At 64.9% G+C, this 18,278-nt stretch carries 17 protein-coding genes; all 17 read left to right on the top strand.

Translation table 11 applies throughout. From position 1 onward, the window contains the following. The first annotated feature begins 4 nt into the window (after positions 1-4). The 17 genes from GEMMAAP_RS02410 (at position 5) to GEMMAAP_RS02325 (ending at position 18,276) form a co-directional block, all read left to right on the top strand. Positions 5-649: a FliH/SctL family protein gene (locus GEMMAAP_RS02410; RefSeq protein ID WP_026849276.1), complete on the top strand. Its 645-nt coding sequence runs from the start codon at positions 5-7 to the stop codon at positions 647-649. Then, the gene (locus tag GEMMAAP_RS02405) at positions 646-2,037 is read left to right on the top strand and encodes a FliI/YscN family ATPase (protein WP_026849275.1); all 1,392 of its coding nucleotides are present in this window, start codon (positions 646-648) and stop codon (positions 2,035-2,037) included. The genes GEMMAAP_RS02410 and GEMMAAP_RS02405 overlap by 4 nt, the downstream gene beginning before the upstream one ends. Further along, positions 2,038-2,514 carry a flagellar export protein FliJ gene (fliJ, locus tag GEMMAAP_RS02400; RefSeq protein WP_026849274.1) on the top strand — a complete coding sequence of 159 codons (477 nt, stop codon included), beginning with the start codon at positions 2,038-2,040 and terminating at the stop codon, positions 2,512-2,514. It begins immediately after the preceding gene. A gap of 33 nt (positions 2,515-2,547) precedes the next feature. Then, positions 2,548-3,216, top strand: coding sequence for a MotE family protein (locus tag GEMMAAP_RS02395; protein WP_158514695.1), 669 nt, complete (start codon positions 2,548-2,550; stop codon positions 3,214-3,216). Continuing rightward, entirely contained in the window at positions 3,213-5,375 is a 2,163-nt protein-coding gene (locus GEMMAAP_RS02390; RefSeq protein ID WP_026849272.1) for a M15 family metallopeptidase, read from the top strand. Before GEMMAAP_RS02395 ends, GEMMAAP_RS02390 begins: the two co-directional genes overlap by 4 nt. Next, positions 5,375-6,184 carry a flagellar hook assembly protein FlgD gene (locus tag GEMMAAP_RS02385; protein ID WP_026849271.1) on the top strand — a complete coding sequence of 270 codons (810 nt, stop codon included), beginning with the start codon at positions 5,375-5,377 and terminating at the stop codon, positions 6,182-6,184. The genes GEMMAAP_RS02390 and GEMMAAP_RS02385 overlap by 1 nt, the downstream gene beginning before the upstream one ends. A gap of 31 nt (positions 6,185-6,215) precedes the next feature. Continuing rightward, positions 6,216-7,736: a flagellar hook protein FlgE gene (locus tag GEMMAAP_RS02380; protein ID WP_043580166.1), complete on the top strand. Its 1,521-nt coding sequence runs from the start codon at positions 6,216-6,218 to the stop codon at positions 7,734-7,736. Positions 7,737-8,038: 302 nt separating this feature from the next. Beyond that, positions 8,039-8,611: a flagellar basal body-associated FliL family protein gene (locus GEMMAAP_RS02375; protein WP_075071392.1), complete on the top strand. Its 573-nt coding sequence runs from the start codon at positions 8,039-8,041 to the stop codon at positions 8,609-8,611. Positions 8,612-8,627: 16 nt separating this feature from the next. Beyond that, positions 8,628-9,644: a flagellar motor switch protein FliM gene (locus GEMMAAP_RS02370; protein ID WP_026849268.1), complete on the top strand. Its 1,017-nt coding sequence runs from the start codon at positions 8,628-8,630 to the stop codon at positions 9,642-9,644. Then, positions 9,641-10,072: a flagellar motor switch protein FliN gene (gene fliN, locus GEMMAAP_RS02365; RefSeq protein WP_026849267.1), complete on the top strand. Its 432-nt coding sequence runs from the start codon at positions 9,641-9,643 to the stop codon at positions 10,070-10,072. Before GEMMAAP_RS02370 ends, fliN begins: the two co-directional genes overlap by 4 nt. 54 nt (positions 10,073-10,126) lie before the next feature. After that, the gene (gene fliP / locus GEMMAAP_RS19920) at positions 10,127-11,815 is read left to right on the top strand and encodes a flagellar type III secretion system pore protein FliP (protein ID WP_082820996.1); all 1,689 of its coding nucleotides are present in this window, start codon (positions 10,127-10,129) and stop codon (positions 11,813-11,815) included. A 336-nt stretch (positions 11,816-12,151) separates the two neighbouring features. Beyond that, complete coding sequence (locus tag GEMMAAP_RS02350; RefSeq protein WP_238588173.1) at positions 12,152-12,517, top strand: flagellar biosynthetic protein FliQ; 366 nt, start codon at positions 12,152-12,154, stop codon at positions 12,515-12,517. A 28-nt stretch (positions 12,518-12,545) separates the two neighbouring features. Next, the gene (locus GEMMAAP_RS02345) at positions 12,546-13,364 is read left to right on the top strand and encodes a flagellar biosynthetic protein FliR (protein ID WP_026849264.1); all 819 of its coding nucleotides are present in this window, start codon (positions 12,546-12,548) and stop codon (positions 13,362-13,364) included. A gap of 2 nt (positions 13,365-13,366) precedes the next feature. Continuing rightward, positions 13,367-14,464, top strand: coding sequence for an EscU/YscU/HrcU family type III secretion system export apparatus switch protein (locus GEMMAAP_RS02340; protein ID WP_026849263.1), 1,098 nt, complete (start codon positions 13,367-13,369; stop codon positions 14,462-14,464). Then, positions 14,461-16,551, top strand: a complete 2,091-nt coding sequence (gene flhA, locus GEMMAAP_RS02335) for a flagellar biosynthesis protein FlhA (RefSeq protein WP_053334032.1) — start codon at positions 14,461-14,463, stop codon at positions 16,549-16,551. Before GEMMAAP_RS02340 ends, flhA begins: the two co-directional genes overlap by 4 nt. Next, the gene (locus tag GEMMAAP_RS02330; RefSeq protein WP_053333970.1) at positions 16,544-17,401 is read left to right on the top strand and encodes a flagellar biosynthesis protein FlhF; all 858 of its coding nucleotides are present in this window, start codon (positions 16,544-16,546) and stop codon (positions 17,399-17,401) included. The genes flhA and GEMMAAP_RS02330 overlap by 8 nt, the downstream gene beginning before the upstream one ends. Then, positions 17,401-18,276: a MinD/ParA family ATP-binding protein gene (locus tag GEMMAAP_RS02325; RefSeq protein WP_026849261.1), complete on the top strand. Its 876-nt coding sequence runs from the start codon at positions 17,401-17,403 to the stop codon at positions 18,274-18,276. The genes GEMMAAP_RS02330 and GEMMAAP_RS02325 overlap by 1 nt, the downstream gene beginning before the upstream one ends. Positions 18,277-18,278 lie beyond the last annotated feature (2 nt).

Raw genomic sequence — 18,278 nt, 5'->3', positions numbered from 1 at the left:
ACACATGAACGCTACCCCGTGGTCGCTCGATGAATTCGTAGCACATGATGTATTCCAGTCCGCCGTCCCAGACGCCGCCGAGACCCGGCGGGAATCCGTTGTGGATGTCGGGGCCATTGAAGCCAACTTCGAATTGCGCCTCGCGGCAGAGCGGGCGCGCATTGAAGCAGATGCCTACGCCCGCGGGCGCGTCGACGGTGAGCGGTCGGCGCGTGCGACGCTCGAGCAGTCGTTGCAGGGCGCGCTGGGGGCCCTCGATCAGGCCGCCCAATCCGTGGCCCTGCATGAGGCCCGCTGGCTGAACAACATCGAAGAAAACATCGCCGCACTCGCGGTGAGTGTGGCTCGACACGTGGTGCAGCGGGAGATCGTGGCGGATCCGTCGTTTGTGGCGGGCCTTGTGGCCAGCGCTCTCGCCCAATACGCCGTGGATCAGGAGATCACCGTGCGCCTGAATCCGGAAGACCTCACGACCTGCCGCCTCGTCATTGATGCCGACCTGAACGGCGCCCGCACCATGCGCTGGATGGGGGACGCCAACATTGCCCGCGGCGGCTGCCTCACCGAAGGCCGCGAGCGCATCATTGACGGCCGCGTGGATACGGCGCTCGAACGGGTGTACCGCTCCCTCGCGCAGGTGCAGGCATGATGACCCCCGCCTACGCCACGCCGGCGTTTTCGCATACGGCCTACGCCCCCAACGAAACGGCGCTGGATATCATGCTCGATCGCATTGACCGGACCGAGCGCTTTGGTGAATACGGCCGGGTAACCCGTGTCGTAGGACTGGTGGTGGAAGCCACTGGTATCGATGTGGGACTGGGATCGCTCTGCCGCATCACGAGCCATTCGCGCGAGCGGTCGGTGCTGGCCGAAGTGGTGGGCTTCAACGAGCGCAGCGTGCTGCTCATGCCGCTGGGCGAGCTGGATGGCCTGCACGCCGGCGCCAGTGTACAGCCCTTGGGGCGCACATTTGGCGTCGATGTGGGACCTGGACTGCTGGGACGCGTTCTCAATGGCCTCGGCCATCCCATTGATGGCAAGGGCAAGCTCGATACCATCGAACGCGTACCGCTCTCCGCGGAGCCGCCCAATCCGCTCATGCGCGAAACCATTGATCGCCCGCTCGAAACGGGTGTGCGTGCCATCGATGGTTTGCTCACCATTGGTCGCGGCCAGCGCGTGGGCATCTTCGCCGGCTCCGGCGTCGGCAAGAGCACCATGCTCGGCATGATTGCGCGCCATGCGCAGGCCGATGTGAACGTCATTGCCCTGCTGGGTGAACGTGGCCGCGAGGTGCGCGAATTTCTCGAGAACTCCCTCGGCGAAGAAGGGCTGGCCCGCAGCGTCGTGATCGTGGCCACTGGCGACCAGGCCGCGCTGGTGCGCGCCCGTGGCGCGCTCGTGGCGACAGCCATTGCCGAGTATTTCCGCGATCAGGGCAAGCAGGTCCTGCTCATGGTGGACTCCGTCACTCGCGTTGCCATGGCCTGGCGCGAGATTGGTCTGGCCACCGGCGAGCCGCCGACCACCAAGGGCTATCCGCCCTCGGTGTTTGCCAATCTCCCGCGGCTGCTGGAGCGCGCCGGTAACGGCGAGCGTGGCGGCATCACGGGCATCTACACGGTACTGGTGGACGGCGACGATTTCAACGAGCCGGTCGCCGACGCCACCCGTTCCATTCTGGACGGGCACATCGTGCTCACCCGGCGACTGGCCGCGCAGAATCACTTCCCGGCCATCGATGTCCTCGACTCCAAGAGTCGTGTGAAGGACCACATCACGAATGAGGTCCAACGCCGGTCGGGCGGCGCCATGCTGCGCCTCGAAGCAGCGTTTCGCGAGAAGGAGGATCTCATCATGGTGGGCGCGTATCAGAAAGGGAGTGATCCCTATGTGGACGCGGCGGTCGCTTATCGACACAAGGTGCTGGAGTTTCTGCAGCAACGCCCGGACGAGATCACACACTACGGCGACACCTACACCCAGCTGGCCCAGATCGCGGAAGTCATTGAAGCGTCGGTCCGGAGACGGTAGGTGAGCTTCAAGTTCCGTTTGCAGCGCATCCTCGAGTTGCGCGAACAGCATGAGCAGGCCAAGGCCCGGCAGCTGGCGTCAGCCCAGCAAACCGCTGATGAAGCGGCCGAAGCGCAGGAGTCCCTGGCCGCCCTCCGCGCCAATTCGGTGGCACAGCTCCACGCCACCACGCAGTCCGAGGCGCGCGTTGGCCACCTGCATCAGCTTGGCACAGTTCTCGCTTCTCTGGATGAGCGGCTGGTGATCGCCGGCGACGTCTGCAAGGCCGCAGATGCCAGTGTGCACAAGGCAAAAGCGATGCTGGAAGAAGCCGCACGTGATCGACGGGTTCTCGACCGACTGAAGGAGCGCCACACCGATGTCTGGCGCACGGGAGAAGCCACGAAGGATCGGGTGCAGATGGACGAAGTGGCCCTGACACAGTTTGCCCGCAAGCAGGAAGAAAAGAACAGCCGCTCGGCAGAGAATGCCGAGTGACCCCTCTCCGACCGGAATGATTTGATGAAGGCGATGATCATCCCCATAGTCATTGGTTTGCTGGCCGGCATCGGCGGCGGATCTGGCTATTCGTACATGAAGGCCTCCGCCAAGTACGTCGCTGATTCCACGCGGATTGCCGACAGCCTCAAGACGCACGCCGATTCAGCGGCGCACGACAGCACGGAACACGCGGCAGGCGAGGACAGCACCGCTCACGGCGCGGCCGACAGCACGTTGCTGGCCGAGCAGGCGCCCATGACACCGGCCGACAGCCTCCGGGCTCTCGAAGCGGCCCGCAAGGCAGGGACCTCCCACGCGCCGGCCGATCACGGCCCCGCCGCACGCGGTGCCTCCGCACATGCCCCTGCACCGGCCAAGGCCGAGTCGCACACGTCGACGCCTGCCCCGCCAACCCCCAAGCCGTCCACGACGTCGTCCGCGGCGGCATCGGTCAAGGATGCCCGCGATCAGGCCTTGCAGACGGCCCTGCCCGAAGCGCGCCTGGCCAAGATCTTCGGCGCCATGGCCCCCAAGGATGCCGCCAAGGTCCTCGATCAGATGACCGACGGCGATGTGCGCGCCATTCTCGCCATGATGAACGACCGGCAGGCCGCGGCCATTCTCTCCGCGTTCTCCGCCGGCCGCGCGGCCGCCATTACCAAGGGCGCAGTGAAATCGCCCGGGAATCCTACGCCATGAGCGCCATGAACATCATGCAGGCGATCCCCAAGGCACCCGCGCCGCGTGCGGCCGCGCCAAGAGCCGACCGCGTTGCGCGCGACGAGCCCGTTCGCGACACCCGCGAAAGCAGCGACAGGGATGACACTCCGCGCGTCAACAACGCTGAATTCGCGGCGCTGCTGGCGCTGCTGAACGGGCAAGGCGAAAAGGCCCGCGGTGAACTCGCGCAACAACAGCCGGACGAGAGCGCCACGCTCGTGGACACGCTGCTGGAAGGACCGTTGCTGGAGGAAGCCGCGAGCGGCAGCACGTCACAGGACGCCGCGCAGGAAGCGCTGCGATATGGCATGCTCAAGGTGTTACCACAGGAGGCGGCGTCAGACAACCGCACAACCGATGTCGTGGATCTGGCGGCGTACTCCAAGGCGCGTGACGAGAAGCGCAACGGCCTGGCAGGACTCGCCGGCCTGGCCCGTGCCGCCTCGAACCTGAGCGGTCATGAAAACGAACGGGCACTGGATGCATTGAATCGCGTTGCCACCCGCCGCGGAGCCTCTTTGGAGCAGCTGCTGGCCGTTGGTGATGCCAAGGGTGCCGACGCGCGAGCTATCATCGACTCCATCCTCGCGCAGGCGGGCACCCCCACGGGAATCCGGCTGGCCGATGCCAAACGGGCAGCACAGATGATCATGGCGGATACCGCCGCCGCGTCGCTCACTGGCGAGGGCGCCGCGGTGGAGGGAGCACCGTCGTGGAACGACAACGATGCCAACGGAGCCCTGAACGCCACGGCGCACGCGTCAGCCACGGCCATGGCCCATGCCGCACACGCCTCGGCGCTCGCCGCCGCCAACGCTGCCAGTGCGGCCAACCCCACCACACCCGTCAAAGATTTGGAAGCCGTTGCTCCCGAGCTGCGCACCCGCGTGGAACGGGTCGTGGAGCGGATGAAGAATGAATACGGTCACGATGTGAAAGTCGTGGAAAGTGCCCGCTCACAGGAACGGCAGGATTGGCTGTACGAGCAGGGGCGCACACGCGGTGGCCCGGTGGTAACCTGGACCCGCGACTCCGCGCATACGCGTGGCGAAGCGGTGGATGTGATCATCGATGGCTCGTGGGATAATCCCGATGGCTTTGCGCGACTGCAGCGTATTGCCCGCGAAGAGGGGTTACGCACGTTGGGAATGCAGGACCCCGGCCATCTTGAGTTGGCCAAGGGGAATGGCATGCCCGCCGATCTGACGGCGCGCGTTGATGCGCAGCGCCTCCAGGCGTCGGCGCAGGCCTCCGCACGCGGCGCGCAGATGGCCAACCCGGCCAGCGCGGCCGGTGTAGCCCAGGTGGCCGGTGTGGCGCAGGTGGCTGGCGTGGCCCGTGTGGCCGACGCGGCTCCCGCCACCGACGCCCCGAGCGTGGGCGTTGCCGCCTATGCGGCCCAGCAGCAGACATCGCGGACCCCGGATGGACAAGGCAACGGCAACGCCTTCGGCCGCGGGGAACGCGACGAACAGGGCAAGCCACTCAACAATGGCCGCAAGCTGGGCCACGAGAAACAACAGCAGGATGGCACCCCTGCGTTTGGTACGTCGACCGGTACCGTGAACAGCCCCAGTGTCACGGGTATTGAACGCGCCGCGCAGGCGAGTCCCGCGGCCGGAAGCGAGCAGGCACAACGCGTGTCGGACATTCAGCAAATGCGCGCCGACGCGCCGGCCACGCCGCTCAATCGGATGACGCTGAACGTGGAAGGCGCCAACGGCGTGAACCAGCAGGTTACGGTGGATTTGCGCGGCAATACGGTGAGCACGCAGATCACCACCGATGCGGCCACCGCCGACCGGATGCGTCTGCGCACCGCGGATCTGCAGGAAGCGCTGGGCCGTCACGGACTGGAAGCGGATACGGTGAAGATCAGCGGCCTGAAGGCGCCGGACAGCAGTGAGGCGGTCCGTGCCGTCAACGCCGAGCGTGATGCCCTCAAGGTGAACGGCGCGCAGCAGTCGTCGGCGCAGGATGGCACCGCCAACAACGGACAGCGCGATCGCGCGCCGTCGCGTGAGTGGAACCAGGATGAGTCGCGCCGGGATCAGGCGGCGCGTGCACGTGACCAGCGCGAGCAGCAGGAGCGTCAGCAGCGCTCGCGTCAGCCCGATTTCCTCTTCGAGAACCTCTGATGATCTCGGCACTTCGCAACACCATCGCGTTTCCCGCCTTCAACACGACGGCGGCCGATGGCACCAGCAGTACCGGCGTACCCGCCGCCGAACCACCGGTCGGCGCCGCCGAGCCGTCGGGGCCGCGGACACTCCCGCAGAACAGCAGGGCCATGGGCCAGGACGAGTTCCTCAAGATGCTCGTCGCCCAGCTCAAGAATCAGGATCCGCTCAATCCGATGGATGGCAAGGACATGGCGGCGCAGCTCGCCCAGTTCTCCACTGTGGAGCAGCTGATCCAGATGAACAAGACCCTCGAAGCACAGGCCGGGCAGGACGACAAGGTCGCCGACGCCATTTCGAAGCTCGAGGAAACGCAGAATGCGCGCGCCGATGAACTGGCGCAGCTCGTGGAAGGGCAAATGGCCATGGCCACGGTTGGCAAAACCGGCGTGACCGTGGGCAACACCACCTTCGTCGATCGCGAAGGACAGGGCACACTGGTGGTGGATACCGGTGTGCGCACAGGGCCGGCCAAAGTGACGATCACCGACAGCAAAGGCACGGTGGTTGGCAGCGCGTTCGTCACGGTGGACAAGGCGGGGCAACAGTCGTTCGAGCTGGGATCGCTCTTCACGGAGCCCAAGCTGCCCGCCGGGAAGTACAGCTACAAGTTCGAGGTCGCAACGGATGGCGGCCAGTACCAGACAGTCAAGACGTACACGGCCGGTCGGATCACCGGCATGAAGTACGAGAATGGGAACCCCATCCTGATTATCGGCGACAGTCTCACGTTGCCCATGTCACAGCTCACGCAGATTCGCGGCTGACCGCGACCCTTCACCCGAGGACACCCCACACATGCTTCGCTCCCTCTATGCCGGCGTTTCCGGCCTGCGCAACAACCAAGTGCGCATGGACGTCATCGGTAACAACATCGCCAACGTGAACACGGTGGCCTTCAAGGCCGGTCGCGTCACCTTCAAGGAAGGGTTCGCCCAGTTGCTGCAGGGCGCGAGCCGTCCGCCTGGCGATCAGGGTGGTATCAACCCGGTGCAGATCGGTCTCGGTATGCAGATCGGATCCATCGACCAGATTTTCAATCAGGGCAATCTTGAAACCACCGGTCTCAACACCGACGTGGCGATTCAGGGCGACTCGTTCTTCGTGGTCCGCAAGGGCAACCAGAGCTTTTACACCCGCGCCGGCAACTTCCAGGTAGACGCGGAAGGCCAGCTCGTTTCGCCTGCCAACGGCTTCATCGTGCAGGGCCGCATGTACAACAACGGCTTGCAGCTGGATGGTATTCAGGACATCAAGTTGCCGTTCGGTCAGAAGGTGTCGGCCAAGCCCACCACCGAAGCGACGCTCGCCGGCAACCTCAACGCCTCAGCCCCGGTCTTTCAGGGCGACTTCTCCGATCCGCTGGTGCGCGCCGATCCCATCAACGAGAAGGCGTGGACGGAAACGCAAATCGGTGTGTACGACTCGCAGGGTACGAAGCACGACGTGAAGCTGCAGATGTGGAAGACGGGCCCGAACTCGTGGGATTGGCAGATTGATCCCATTGCCTCGGCGCAGACCTTTGAAGTGGAAACGGACGGGTCCTCTCCGCCGGGCGACATCGAGCTGCCAACGCCGCCGGCCGGGTACGAAATCCTTGATGCCAACGTAAAGGTGTACAGCACGACTGGTGTGGAGTACGTGTCACCGGCCGATTTCGCCTTTTCGGCGGGCCCGCCGCCGGCCGTGCAGTTCACGTCGAACATGCCGTCCAACTCCATGATTCGCGTGGGCTACTTCATGAGCCCCACGACCGCCACGGCCAGTGAAAACAGCGGGACGTTCACGTTCGACCAGGCAGGTATTCTCAATACGGACGTCATTGCCTCGCTCAATTTCGCGGTGCCGGGTGCCAACCCCGTGCGCATCGACCTCAGCTTGGGTGGCGGCGTGAACGGTATCACGCAGTTTGCCTCCACGGCCTCCACCGCCGTGCTGCGCGATCAGAACGGCTACACGGCCGGCACGTTGCAGAATTTCTCGATTGACCGCTTCGGGCTCATCACGGGCTTCTTCACGAACGGCACGACGTCGCCGCTCGCCCGTATCGTGCTCGCCGACTTCAACAACCCGTCGGGTCTGCTCCGCATCGGTGACAACATGCTGCAGGAATCGGCCAACTCGGGCAGCGGCGTGCTGGGCTTTGCGCTGGAAGGGTCGCAGTCGCAGATGACCAGCGGTGCGCTCGAAATGTCGAACGTGGATCTGGCGCAGGAATTCACGAACATGATCGTGGCGCAGCGCGGCTTCCAGGCCAACGGCAAGGTGGTCTCCACCAGCGACGAGCTCCTGCAGGAGCTCATGGGCATCAAGCGGTAACGCTGACTGAGTGATGGCGCGGGGGCCCTGAGGGGCTCCCGCGTCGTGCGTTTACCATAAATTGGAATGCTCTTGAGTTGGTTGAATGAGCAATCAGCGCCCGGCATTTTCTGCCGACGTATGTGCGCTTTGCGCTTTTTGCCGGGGGCAAGCCCTCCCGCACCCAAGCGGTCCTTTTTGCCGCATTCGCCCGTAAAGTGTTCAATAACAATACTTTACGGACAACTCGCCGATGAGCGGTGCGGTTGGCACGGACACTGCTTTCTAGGGGACTGTCGAATTCACCCTAGTCCGTTCTTTCCATGGCTAACGAACCAACTCCTGCTGCTGACGCCGCACCCGCTGCGAAGCCCAAGCTCCCCGTCCTCATTGGCATGGTGGCCGTGGGGCTTCTGGTCGGTGGTGCCACCGGCGCCGTGTTTGTCGGCCCCATGGTGGCCAAGAAGATGGGCAAGGCCACGCCGGTGGTGGCCGCTGCCGGCGAGCATGGCGAGGCTCCATCGGAAGAAGACGCTGAAGGCGATCATGGCGCGCCCGCGGAGGGCGAAGGGGCGGCCAAGGAAGGCGAAGCGGGGGCCGCCGTGCATCTGCTGGAGAACCTCGTGCTCAATCCGGCCGCCAGTGGTGGCGCACGCTACCTGCTGCTTTCGGTGGCCATTGAGGTGGGCAACGCCAAGGCCGGCGAAGACTTCAAGACGCGTGACGCCGAGCTGCGCGACATCATCCTGACCGCGCTGGGCACCAAGACCGTGGAAGAGCTGACGGAAATTTCCCGTCGTGACGGCTTCAAGACGGAGCTGGTGAGTGCCATCAACGGGCGCTTCGGCAAGAAGGCGGTCAAGAGTTTGTACTTCCCCCAGTTCGTCGTCCAGTAAGCCACCAGACTACGCGATGAGCTCGGAAACCCTTTCGCAAACAGACATCGATCGCCTGCTGGGCGGTGGTAACCGGACGGCCGGCAACGCCGCCGTCGGGACCCCGTTCTCCAACGCGGCGCTCGATGTGCAGGTGTACGACTTCCGACGTCCGCACCGCGTCTCCAAGGAGCGCTTGCGCACCCTCGAGGCCATGTACGAACGCCTCGTGAAGGGATTGGAAGCCTGGCTCATCTCGCGCGTCCGCGGCCAGATCGAAGTGCGCCTGCAGAGCGTGGAGCAATTCTCGTTCGGCGAGTTCACGCTCTCCCTCCCGATGCCGTGTTCGTCGTTCATTTTCGACATTCAGGGCACCGGTCAGAAGGGCGTTATCGACATTGGCCCCGAATTCAGCACATATATCGTGGACCGCCTGTTCGGTGGGGAGGGCACGGGCACGCCGCTCACACGCGCGCTGACGCCCATTGAACGCATGGCGGTGCGCAGTGTGGCCGACCGGGTCACGTCGTTGCTGCAGGAGATCTGGCAGGACCATGTGCCCATGGAACTGAACATCACGGGTTTTGAGTCGTCGCCGGAAATTTTGCAGGTGGTGAACCGGGAAGATCCGGTACTGGTGGCCAACGTGGAATTCAGCACGGGGAGCGTGAGCAGTCTGGTGTTGTTGTGCCTCCCCTTCTCGGTGCTGGACAAGTTCTTCACCTCGAGTGGGCAACAGCGTATGGCGTTGCTGGCCACCAACGAGCAGGAGCGCGAGCAGACCCGCTTGCGCAGTGAAGCTGCTCTGCGCGCCACCAAGGTGCCGCTCACCGCTCGCCTGCCCGACTTTCAGCTGGCCATGCGCGACATCGCGCAGATCGTGGAAGGCACCATCATCCCCACCGGGATTCCGAAGGACGCGCGCGTCATTGTGCGCGCCGGTTCGCAGGAACGCTTTATCGGTCACGCGGGTCGCGTGAACGGCAATCTCGCGGTGCGCATCGTGGACGCGCTCCCCTCCTCCGCTTCGACTCCAGACTCCCCGCGCTCATGAATCCCGCTGAAATTGATGCCCTGGTAGCCAGCGCTCAGGCCGCCAAAGCAGCCGGCCAGCCACTGTCCTCGCTGAACGAAGGCGGTGCCGCGCCCGTTGCGGCGCCCGCGGCGCGGGCTCCGCAGTTCACGGACTTCGAGCAGACGATGCTGGGCAACACCGAAGTGCCCATTGGCATGTTGCTCGACCTCACGCTGCCCGTCTCCATCGAACTCGGGCGGACCAGCATGATGGTGCAGGAGATTCTGCGCCTCGGTCGCGGCTCCGTGATTCAGCTCGACCGCCTTGCCGGCGAGCCGATTGAGATCTACGTGGGCGAACGCCGCTTCGCGGAAGGCGAAGTGGTGGTACTTGGTGAACACTTTGGGGTGCGCATCACCCGGGTGTTGGCCAACGCCGGTGCCCCCAGCGCGGCGAACGCCGCGTGAGCTGCACGATGACTGACTACGTGCCGCCCACCACCTGAATTTTCGAGCTGTCTCATGCTGACCGCCGTTCTCGGGGTTGTTGCGGCCCTCGCCTTTGTGCTCGGTCTTGGCGCAGTGTGCCTCTGGGCACTCAAGCGCTGGGGCACTGGCGCGCTTGGGCCCAAATCGCGCGTGGCCGTTGAGGTCGTGCAGCGTGTGCCGCTCGGCCCCAAGACCGGCCTTACCGTGGTGCGCGTGGGCGAAAAGGTCGTCGCGCTTTCCGTCTGCGACGGCACCGTGACCCCCCTCTTTGAACTCGAGGAATCCGATCGGCAGCGCATCATTGCCAGCAGCACCGTACCGCAGCCGTTGGCGTCCAGCGCGGAAGCCACCGCGGCCTTCGCGTCGCTCAGCCCGACGCTGCCAGGGGAAGGGATGGCGACCCGCTTCGGCACGATGCTGGGCAAGGCCATCGCGAAGGATGTCATCGGAGCACCAGTGGCCGTGACGACGACGGCGGCTCCCGCAGTAGAGGCGCCCGCGTCGGCGCCCGTCGTCACGGTAGCCCCCTTCTCGCTCGCCGAACGGTCGGAGATTCCGCGTTTCCTGACCGCGCCACTGACCACGCGCCACGGCGCCCCGGTCACCTATTCGGCCGCCGCACGCCTGGTCGCCCTGGCCGGCCTCCTGCTGTTCTCAGGGGCCTCGCAACTGACGGCACAGGCCGCACCGCCAACACCGCCCGTCACGCAACCCGCCGTCACCGCGACGCCTGCCGCCACACCCGCGACAGCCAGCACGCCCGCTACGGCGGCGCAGGCGCCAACGGTCATCGACCTGCCGCCACTCGATCTGCCGCCTCTGGCCCCCATCACCAAGGGCCAGCCGGCGCGCATCATCAACAATGGAGCCCCGGTGGCGCCACGGGCGCCCCGTCCGGGCAATGGCGCCGACCTGACCGCGCAGGCCGCGGCCGCCCGGCGCCCCACCAACGCCATGGTGGTGGACTCCGCGCAGGACCCCAAGCGTACCGCGCAGGCCGCATCGCCCGCCCCCATCGCCGCCGACGACGCCATCATGCGCATGATGCCGCAGATGGATGTGAAGCTCGGCGGCAACGGCGAGGACGGCGGCCTCCGACTCAACGGCACCGTGGGCATTGTGGTGATGATGGGGCTGCTCACGCTCCTCCCCACGCTCATTCTCATGATGACGGGATTCACCCGCATCCTGATTGTGCTGCAGTTTCTCAAGCAGGCCATGGGTACCCAAAGCGCCCCACCTGGTCAGCTGCTGGCCGCCATGGCGCTGTTGCTTACCGGGTTCGTCATGGGACCCACCTTGAGCGAAATGAATCGCACCGCCATTACCCCCTGGCTCGACGGCAAGATGAGTCAGGTGGAGATGATGAAAGAAGGCGTGAAGCCCATGCGCGAATTCATGTTGCGCCAGACACGCGAGTCGGACGTGAAGACGTTCGTGGAACTCAGTCGCATGCCGCGCCCCGCCACCGTGGACGATGTGCCGCTGCATGTCCTCATGTCGGCCTTCGTGGCCAGTGAGCTGCGCACCGCCTTTCAGATTGGCTTCGCGATCTACCTGCCCTTCATCATCATCGACGCCGTGGTGGCGAGTGTGCTGATGAGCATGGGCATGTTCATGCTGCCACCGGCGATGATTTCGCTTCCCTTCAAACTTCTGCTGTTCGTGCTCGTGGATGGGTGGAGTCTGACCATCACCAGCCTGGTACAGAGCTTCAAGTAGAGACAGGACGCAGGATGCAGGGCGCAGGGCGCAGGACGTTGGACGATGGACGTTGGACGTAGGCTGTGGGAGTTGGTGGCTGTCCGGGGGGATCTGTCACCGACAACGAACGCGGGCCGAACGGGGCGATTGCTCCGGGCGGCCCGTTTCGCATTACCCCCACCGATGGCGTGCAAGAACTTCCTATCGGTCAAACTGACCTACCATGCAGCATTTGCCGCCCGCACTTTTGGTGATACGGGTCGCATCGATGCACTCGGCAATCTTTGCCGATGCCGACCCTCAGACGACTGGTGCGCCAGCGCTGCACAGCAGCACGTAAGCACCTATCAATGAATGACTTACAAGATATTCGGCGAACTGGGGCATTCTGGCACCAACCCTGCTTTTTCCGGTGTCGGCAGCACTCTCCATTTCCTGAAGCCACACACCGTGACCCATCAGCTCGTCATCGACCTCTCCCGCGACGCGATCATGACCGCCCTCATGATCGCCGCGCCCCTGTTGCTCATTGCACTGGGCGTCGGGCTGGTCATCGCGATCATCCAGTCGGTCACGCAGATCCAGGAACAGACGCTCGTCTTCGTCCCCAAGCTCGTGCTCGTGGGCGGGGCTTTCATCGTCGGGCTCCCCTGGCTGCTGCAGATCCTCATCAAGTTCACCACTCAGATCATTCGCGGCATTCCCGCGATGGTCGCCTGAGCGAACCCTCTCCTCCCGGCTCGCTCCAGTGAACTCGCCGATTTTCGGTCTCCCCGACTTCTTCGCTCCCGGTGTCGCCACAGCCCTCGTGCTGACGGCGTTGCGGGTGGGCGGACTGTTGCTCGTGGCGCCCGCCTGGTCGGCCAAGTCGGTCCCGATGCGGCTGCGTACCGCGCTGCTCGTGATCTTCTCCGTCATGCTGCTCCCCAGCGCGCTGGAAACCGCCAACCGCGCGCAGCTCGCCATTACGCCGGCCACGTTCCTCACCGAAACCGCGGTCGGGTTCGCCCTGGGCTTCGCCGCCGCCGTGGTGGTGGCCGGCGCGGAATTCGCCGGCGAACTGGCCACCAACACCATCGGCCTCTCCGGCGCCGCGATCTTCGATCCGGTGAACAACACGCAGGGTGCGTTGCTCGCGTCGTTCATGCAGCTGCTCACGATCACCCTGCTGCTCATTGCCGGCGGGCACATCCTCATGTTGCAGGCCGTGTCGCGCAGCTTCGCGGTCATGCCGCTGGGCGCCCCGCTCGCCCTCGACCAGGGCTTCCTGCAGTTGGTCAAAGCGGGCACCACGATCTTTGCCAGCGGCATGCAGTTCGCGGCGCCCGTCATTGCCGCAGTCCTGCTCACCAACCTCGCGCTGGCCGTCCTCGGTCGCGCGGCGCCGCAGCTGCAGGTCATGAGCCTGGCCTTTCCGCTGCAAATCGGCATTGGTCTGCTCACCTTTGCCGGCTCGCTCGGACTGGTTGTGCAGGCGCTGGGTGAATGGACCACCGGTTATGGCCTCACCGTAGACTCTTTTGTTCGGGCGGCGCAGTTGGCCCCTGAGCTGGCGGGGAGGCGCTAACCATGGCCGACAACGACTCCGGCGAAAAAACAGAGGAACCTACTGGTAAAAAACTCGAGGACGCCCGCGAGAAAGGACAGATCGCGAAGAGCCCCGAGTTCGTCACCGCCGCGTTCCTGCTCGGCTCCCTCATGGTGTTCTCGTTCGCCTGGCCACCGCTCTGGCGCTTCCTCATGGATACCATGGGCGGCACGCTGTCGCAGGCCGGTGACGCCTCGCACGATGGCCCGGGGCTCATCACCTACCTGCAGGTCATGAGCTTCCGTGTGATCGTGGCGACCGTTGGCGCCATGGCATCACTCGCCGTGATCGCCATTGGCGTACAGGCCATGCAGACCGGTGGTCTGATCACCACGAAGACACTCGAACCCAAGTTCAGCCGTCTCAATCCCCTCAGCAACGTGGGCCGCCTGATCGGTACGCAGGGGTGGATCGAGATGGCCAAGGCGCTGCTCAAGATGACCATCGTGAGCTACGCCGTATACGCCACGCTCTCCGAGGCGTGGCCTGACATTCAGGGGCTGGCGCTCAACACCTCGCCCATGTCGCTCATGGAGCTCATGCAGAAGTACGGATACGCGCTCATGAAGAACGCGGGCATGATGTTCCTGGTCCTCGCGCTCGCCGACTACGGCTGGATGCGCTGGAAGACCAATGAAGACCTGAAGATGACCAAGCAGGAAGTGAAGGAAGAGGGCAAGGCGCAGGAAGGCAATGCCGAAGTGAAAGGGCGCCGTCGGGCCCTCGCTCGCGAGCGTATCCGCCGCGCCATGTTCTCCGCCGTGAAAACCGCCGACGTCGTCGTGGTAAACCCGGTGCACATCGCCATCGCCATCAAGTACGACCCGGCCGTCGCGCCGGCGCCGTACATCGTCGCGCTGGGCGAACGTAAAATCGCCCAGCGCATCAAGGAGCTCGCGTTTCAGCACGGGGTCCCCGTGATCGAGAACAAGCCCCTCGCCCGCGCCATGATCAAAGTCGCCAAAGTGGGAACCATGATTCCGGTGGAGATGTACCTCGCCGTTGCCGAAGTGCTGGCCTTCGTCATGCGCCAGCGTGAACGGTTTGGCAGCAAGTGGCGCGGCACGGTGGCCGCATGACCACCTCCGCCCTGCCCGCCCCGGTCGCCCTCAAGGGCAAGGTCGCCGAGTTCGCCCTCGCGCTGGTCGTCGTCACGATCCTGGCGCTGATCATCGTGCCGTTGCCGCCTACGCTCCTCGATCTGTTTCTCGCAGCATCCATCGGCTCGTCGTTGGTCGTCCTGCTGGTGGCGCTACAAACCACCAATCCGCTGGACTTCAGCAGCTTCCCGGCGTTGCTGCTGCTGCTGACGCTCTTCCGCATTGGGCTCAACGTCTCGTCCACGCGCCTCATTCTCACGGAAGCGCACGCGGGTAAGGTCATCGAGTCGTTTGGGCAGTTCGTTATCGGCGGCAACTACGCCGTCGGTATTGTCATCTTTCTCATTCTGATCGGCATCAACTTCATCGTCATCACCAAGGGTGCCGGGCGTATTGCCGAAGTGGCGGCGCGCTTCACCCTCGATGCGATGCCCGGCAAGCAGATGGCCATTGACGCCGATCTGTCGGCCGGCCTGATCGACGAAAAGGATGCGCGCATCCGTCGTGACGAAATTGCCCGCACCGCCGACTTCTATGGCGCGATGGACGGCGCCTCCAAGTATGTGAAGGGCGACGCGATTCTCGGCATCCTCGTGGTGATCGTGAACATCGTGGGTGGCATCTTCATCGGTGTCATCCAGCGTGGCATGGACATCGGCAAGGCGGCCAGCACGTACACCCTCCTCACCGTGGGTGATGGCCTGGTGTCGCAGGTGCCGGCGCTCATCATCTCCACGGCGGCCGGTCTCATGGTCACCGCGGCCACGAGCAGTGAGAAGATGGGGTCCGCGCTCAGCACGCAGCTGGGATCGCAGCCACGCGCCATGTGGATGGTGGCCGGTGTGCTGTTGGCGTTCTCGCTCATCCCTGGCCTGCCCATGTTTCCGTTCCTCGCCATGGCCGCCGGTGCGGCGACGCTGGCCAAGGTGTCGGAAAAGAAAGTGAAGGAACGTGAAGCGCTGTCGCTCGTGATGACGCCGACCACCGGCGAAATCACGGAAGCGCCAGCCGCCCCCGATCCCATGCATGATCTGCTGCAGATCGATCCCATCGAACTGGAAGTGGGCTACGCGCTCATTCCGCTCGTGGATGAAGGTCAGGGCGGCGATCTGCTGGAGCGCATCTCACTGTTGCGCAAACAGGCTGCGCTGGAGTTGGGCATTCTGGTACCGCCCATTCGCATTCGCGACGACATCCGTTTGCCGGCCAACGAATACGTGATCAAGCTGCGCGGCTCCGAAGTGGCGCGCGCCGAAGTGCTGCCGCGCTTCATGATGGCCCTGAACACCGGCGGCGTCGTGGCCGAGATCGACGGCATGGAAACCATTGATCCGTCGTTTGGCATGCCGGCGCGGTGGGTGGCCGCCGCGCGCCGTGCTGAAGCCGAAGCGCTGGGCTATGTCGTGGTGGAACCCACCACGGTGGTGGCAACGCACCTGCTGGAAACGCTCAAGGGTAGCGCCGCCGAATTGCTGGGGCGCCAGGAAGTGCAGGAGATGGTGGAGACGCTCAAGAAATCGCACCCGGCGCTGGTGGAAGAAATCATCCCCGGCAAGGTGTCGCTCAGTGTGCTGCATCGCGTGTTGCAGCGCCTGCTGCGCGAGCGCGTGCCCATTCGCGATCTCGTCACGATTCTCGAAGCCATTGGCGACGGCGCGGAAGCTACCAAGGATCCGGAAGCGCTCACCGAAGTGGTGCGCAAGTCGCTCACCAACGTCATTGCGCGGCTCTTTGCCGACCAGACGGGCACCGTACGCGGCATCACGATTGGCTCGCGACTGGAAAGTGCGTTGCTGGGGCTCTTCTCACCGCGCAACTCGCAGCCCAACGCGCCGGTGCTCACCCCCGAATCGCTGGCCGCCATGCTGCGCGACCTCAACAACCTCGCCACCACCTACGCCGTGGATGGTCGCCCCATGCCGCTCATCACCCCGCCGTCACTGCGCGTGGGTGTGCGCCGCCTCATTGAACCGGTGCTGCCCAGCCTGCCCGTGGTCTCGCTCGCCGAGCTCCCCGCGCAGATCACCCTGAGCAGTGTTGCAACCTGGGAGATGCCCAATGCCTAATCTCACCTCCGCCGAACGCTTTCGGGGCGCCGACCTGTCGCGCGTGGCCGATCGGGCCCGCCGCACCTTGGGCGACGATGTCATGATTCTGCACTCGCGCACGGTGCGCGATGGTGGCGTGCCCATGGTGGAAGTGCTGGCCGCGCCGAGCTACGCCATTGATGCGGTGCGCAGACATCTGGAGCCGAAGCCACTTCCGACCACACTGCGCAAGGCCGACGGTCGTCCATACTGCATTGCGCTGGTGGGGCCCACCGGTGCCGGCAAGACAACCACCGCCGCCAAGCTGGCCGTGCGTCGCGGCATGTTTGGCGCCGCGCGTCCGGGGTTACTCACCATCGATACGTATCGCGTGGGCGGCATGGAACAGTTGGCCACCTATGCGGAGCTCGCCAACGTCCCGTTTGAAGTGGTGTATGACGCGCGCGAAGTGGAGAGCGCCATCAAGCGCCTCTCGCAGGAGTGCGATGTCATCATCATTGACACACCGGGCCGTAGCCCCGCCAGCGCCGAACTCACCGAGCGGTGGCGGTCGTTGCTGGATACCATCGCGCCCGACGAAGTGCATCTGGTGCTCCCCGCGTCGCTGCGCGCCGATCTCGCGGTGGATATCAGCCGCGCCTATGCGTCCTCGCGGGCGCATTGCGGCACCACGCACCTGCTCATCTCCAAGCTGGACGAAGTGCCCAGTGAGCGTGGGGTCACCGATCTCGCGCTGTCGCTCGAAATGCCCACGCGCTGGATCACCGACGGACAGGATGTGCCAGCCGATCTCAAGCCCGGCGTCCCACGTCTCCTGCGCACCTGGGGTCTCTCGGCGGACGCCGAGTCTGACTGGATGCCGGCCTGATGTCTGCGCAGCTCATGTCTCCGCCACGTGGGGTTGCAACGCTCTCACAGGCCGATGCCGTCCGTGCCGCACGCACGGCGCGCGGCGCCGAAGGGGGTGGTACGCCCACGTTGCTCATCGCCAGCGGACGCGGCGGGTCGGGGACCACGTTGCTGTCAGCGTTACTGGCCGTGAGCGCGGCCGGTGAAGGTAAGCGCGTGTTGCTGGTGGACGCCGATGATTTTGTAGGACCGTTGGCCCTGACCCTTGGCGTCGTGCCACGGGCCAGCTGGACGGATTTGCGTGGCGGTCGCGCCACGTCGCAGGATGTCGCCACCCCCGTGAGCGCGACGCTCACGTTGGTTGCCGGCGGTGCGCCAAGACTCGCTGGTGACACGTCTTCCACACCCATGAATGCGGTGGAGCGAAAGGCGTGCATGCGTCGGGTCAGTGCCCTCGCCGAGCAAATGGACCTTGTGGTGGTGGACTGTGGGGCCCGTTTGGAAACGGTGCTGGGCGCGATCGCGCCTCACGCCGATGAACGACTCGTGGCGGTGTCTGCCGGCAGTGATCCGGTAGGACTCGCGGCGACCTACGCACTGTGTAAGGCCGTGGTGCAGCGGCACAGTGCCCTTCCCGTGGACGTGCTCGTCAATCGGCATGAAGGCAGCGACGCCGCTCGCTGCTACGACGCCATCGACGCCGGTGCCCGTCAGTTCCTGGGACTCACACTGCGCCTGGCCGGAGCCATTCCGGCCGACCCCACACTCGATGCTGCGCTCCGCGCCGGGATGCCCTTCCCCGATGCGGCTGCCGGATCGCCAGCGGCCATCGCTGCTCACGATGTCGTGATGCGCGTATTGGCGGCTCGCCCCCTCTCCCGTTCCGGAGCTTGACC

The sequence above is a fragment of the Gemmatimonas phototrophica genome, assembly GCF_000695095.2.
GTDB classification, from domain to species: Bacteria; Gemmatimonadota; Gemmatimonadetes; order Gemmatimonadales; family Gemmatimonadaceae; genus Gemmatimonas; species Gemmatimonas phototrophica.
This window is presented reverse-complemented; position numbering and strand designations above follow the sequence as displayed.

Bases quoted from the DNA above. Each gene is read 5' to 3' on its own strand.
- fliN (WP_026849267.1), top strand. From the start codon at position 9,641: ATGAATCCCGCTGAAATTGATGCCCTGGTAGCCAGCGCTCAGGCCGCC.
- GEMMAAP_RS02380 (WP_043580166.1), top strand. From the start codon at position 6,216: ATGCTTCGCTCCCTCTATGCCGGCGTTTCCGGCCTGCGCAACAACCAA.
- flhA (WP_053334032.1), top strand. From the start codon at position 14,461: ATGACCACCTCCGCCCTGCCCGCCCCGGTCGCCCTCAAGGGCAAGGTC.
- GEMMAAP_RS02390 (WP_026849272.1), top strand. From the start codon at position 3,213: ATGAGCGCCATGAACATCATGCAGGCGATCCCCAAGGCACCCGCGCCG.
- GEMMAAP_RS02325 (WP_026849261.1), top strand. From the start codon at position 17,401: ATGTCTGCGCAGCTCATGTCTCCGCCACGTGGGGTTGCAACGCTCTCA.
- GEMMAAP_RS02395 (WP_158514695.1), top strand. From the start codon at position 2,548: ATGATCATCCCCATAGTCATTGGTTTGCTGGCCGGCATCGGCGGCGGA.
- GEMMAAP_RS02330 (WP_053333970.1), top strand. From the start codon at position 16,544: ATGCCTAATCTCACCTCCGCCGAACGCTTTCGGGGCGCCGACCTGTCG.
- GEMMAAP_RS02405 (WP_026849275.1), top strand. From the start codon at position 646: ATGATGACCCCCGCCTACGCCACGCCGGCGTTTTCGCATACGGCCTAC.
- fliP (WP_082820996.1), top strand. From the start codon at position 10,127: ATGCTGACCGCCGTTCTCGGGGTTGTTGCGGCCCTCGCCTTTGTGCTC.
- GEMMAAP_RS02410 (WP_026849276.1), top strand. From the start codon at position 5: ATGAACGCTACCCCGTGGTCGCTCGATGAATTCGTAGCACATGATGTA.
- GEMMAAP_RS02385 (WP_026849271.1), top strand. From the start codon at position 5,375: ATGATCTCGGCACTTCGCAACACCATCGCGTTTCCCGCCTTCAACACG.
- GEMMAAP_RS02350 (WP_238588173.1), top strand. From the start codon at position 12,152: ATGACTTACAAGATATTCGGCGAACTGGGGCATTCTGGCACCAACCCT.
- GEMMAAP_RS02340 (WP_026849263.1), top strand. From the start codon at position 13,367: ATGGCCGACAACGACTCCGGCGAAAAAACAGAGGAACCTACTGGTAAA.
- GEMMAAP_RS02370 (WP_026849268.1), top strand. From the start codon at position 8,628: ATGAGCTCGGAAACCCTTTCGCAAACAGACATCGATCGCCTGCTGGGC.
- GEMMAAP_RS02375 (WP_075071392.1), top strand. From the start codon at position 8,039: ATGGCTAACGAACCAACTCCTGCTGCTGACGCCGCACCCGCTGCGAAG.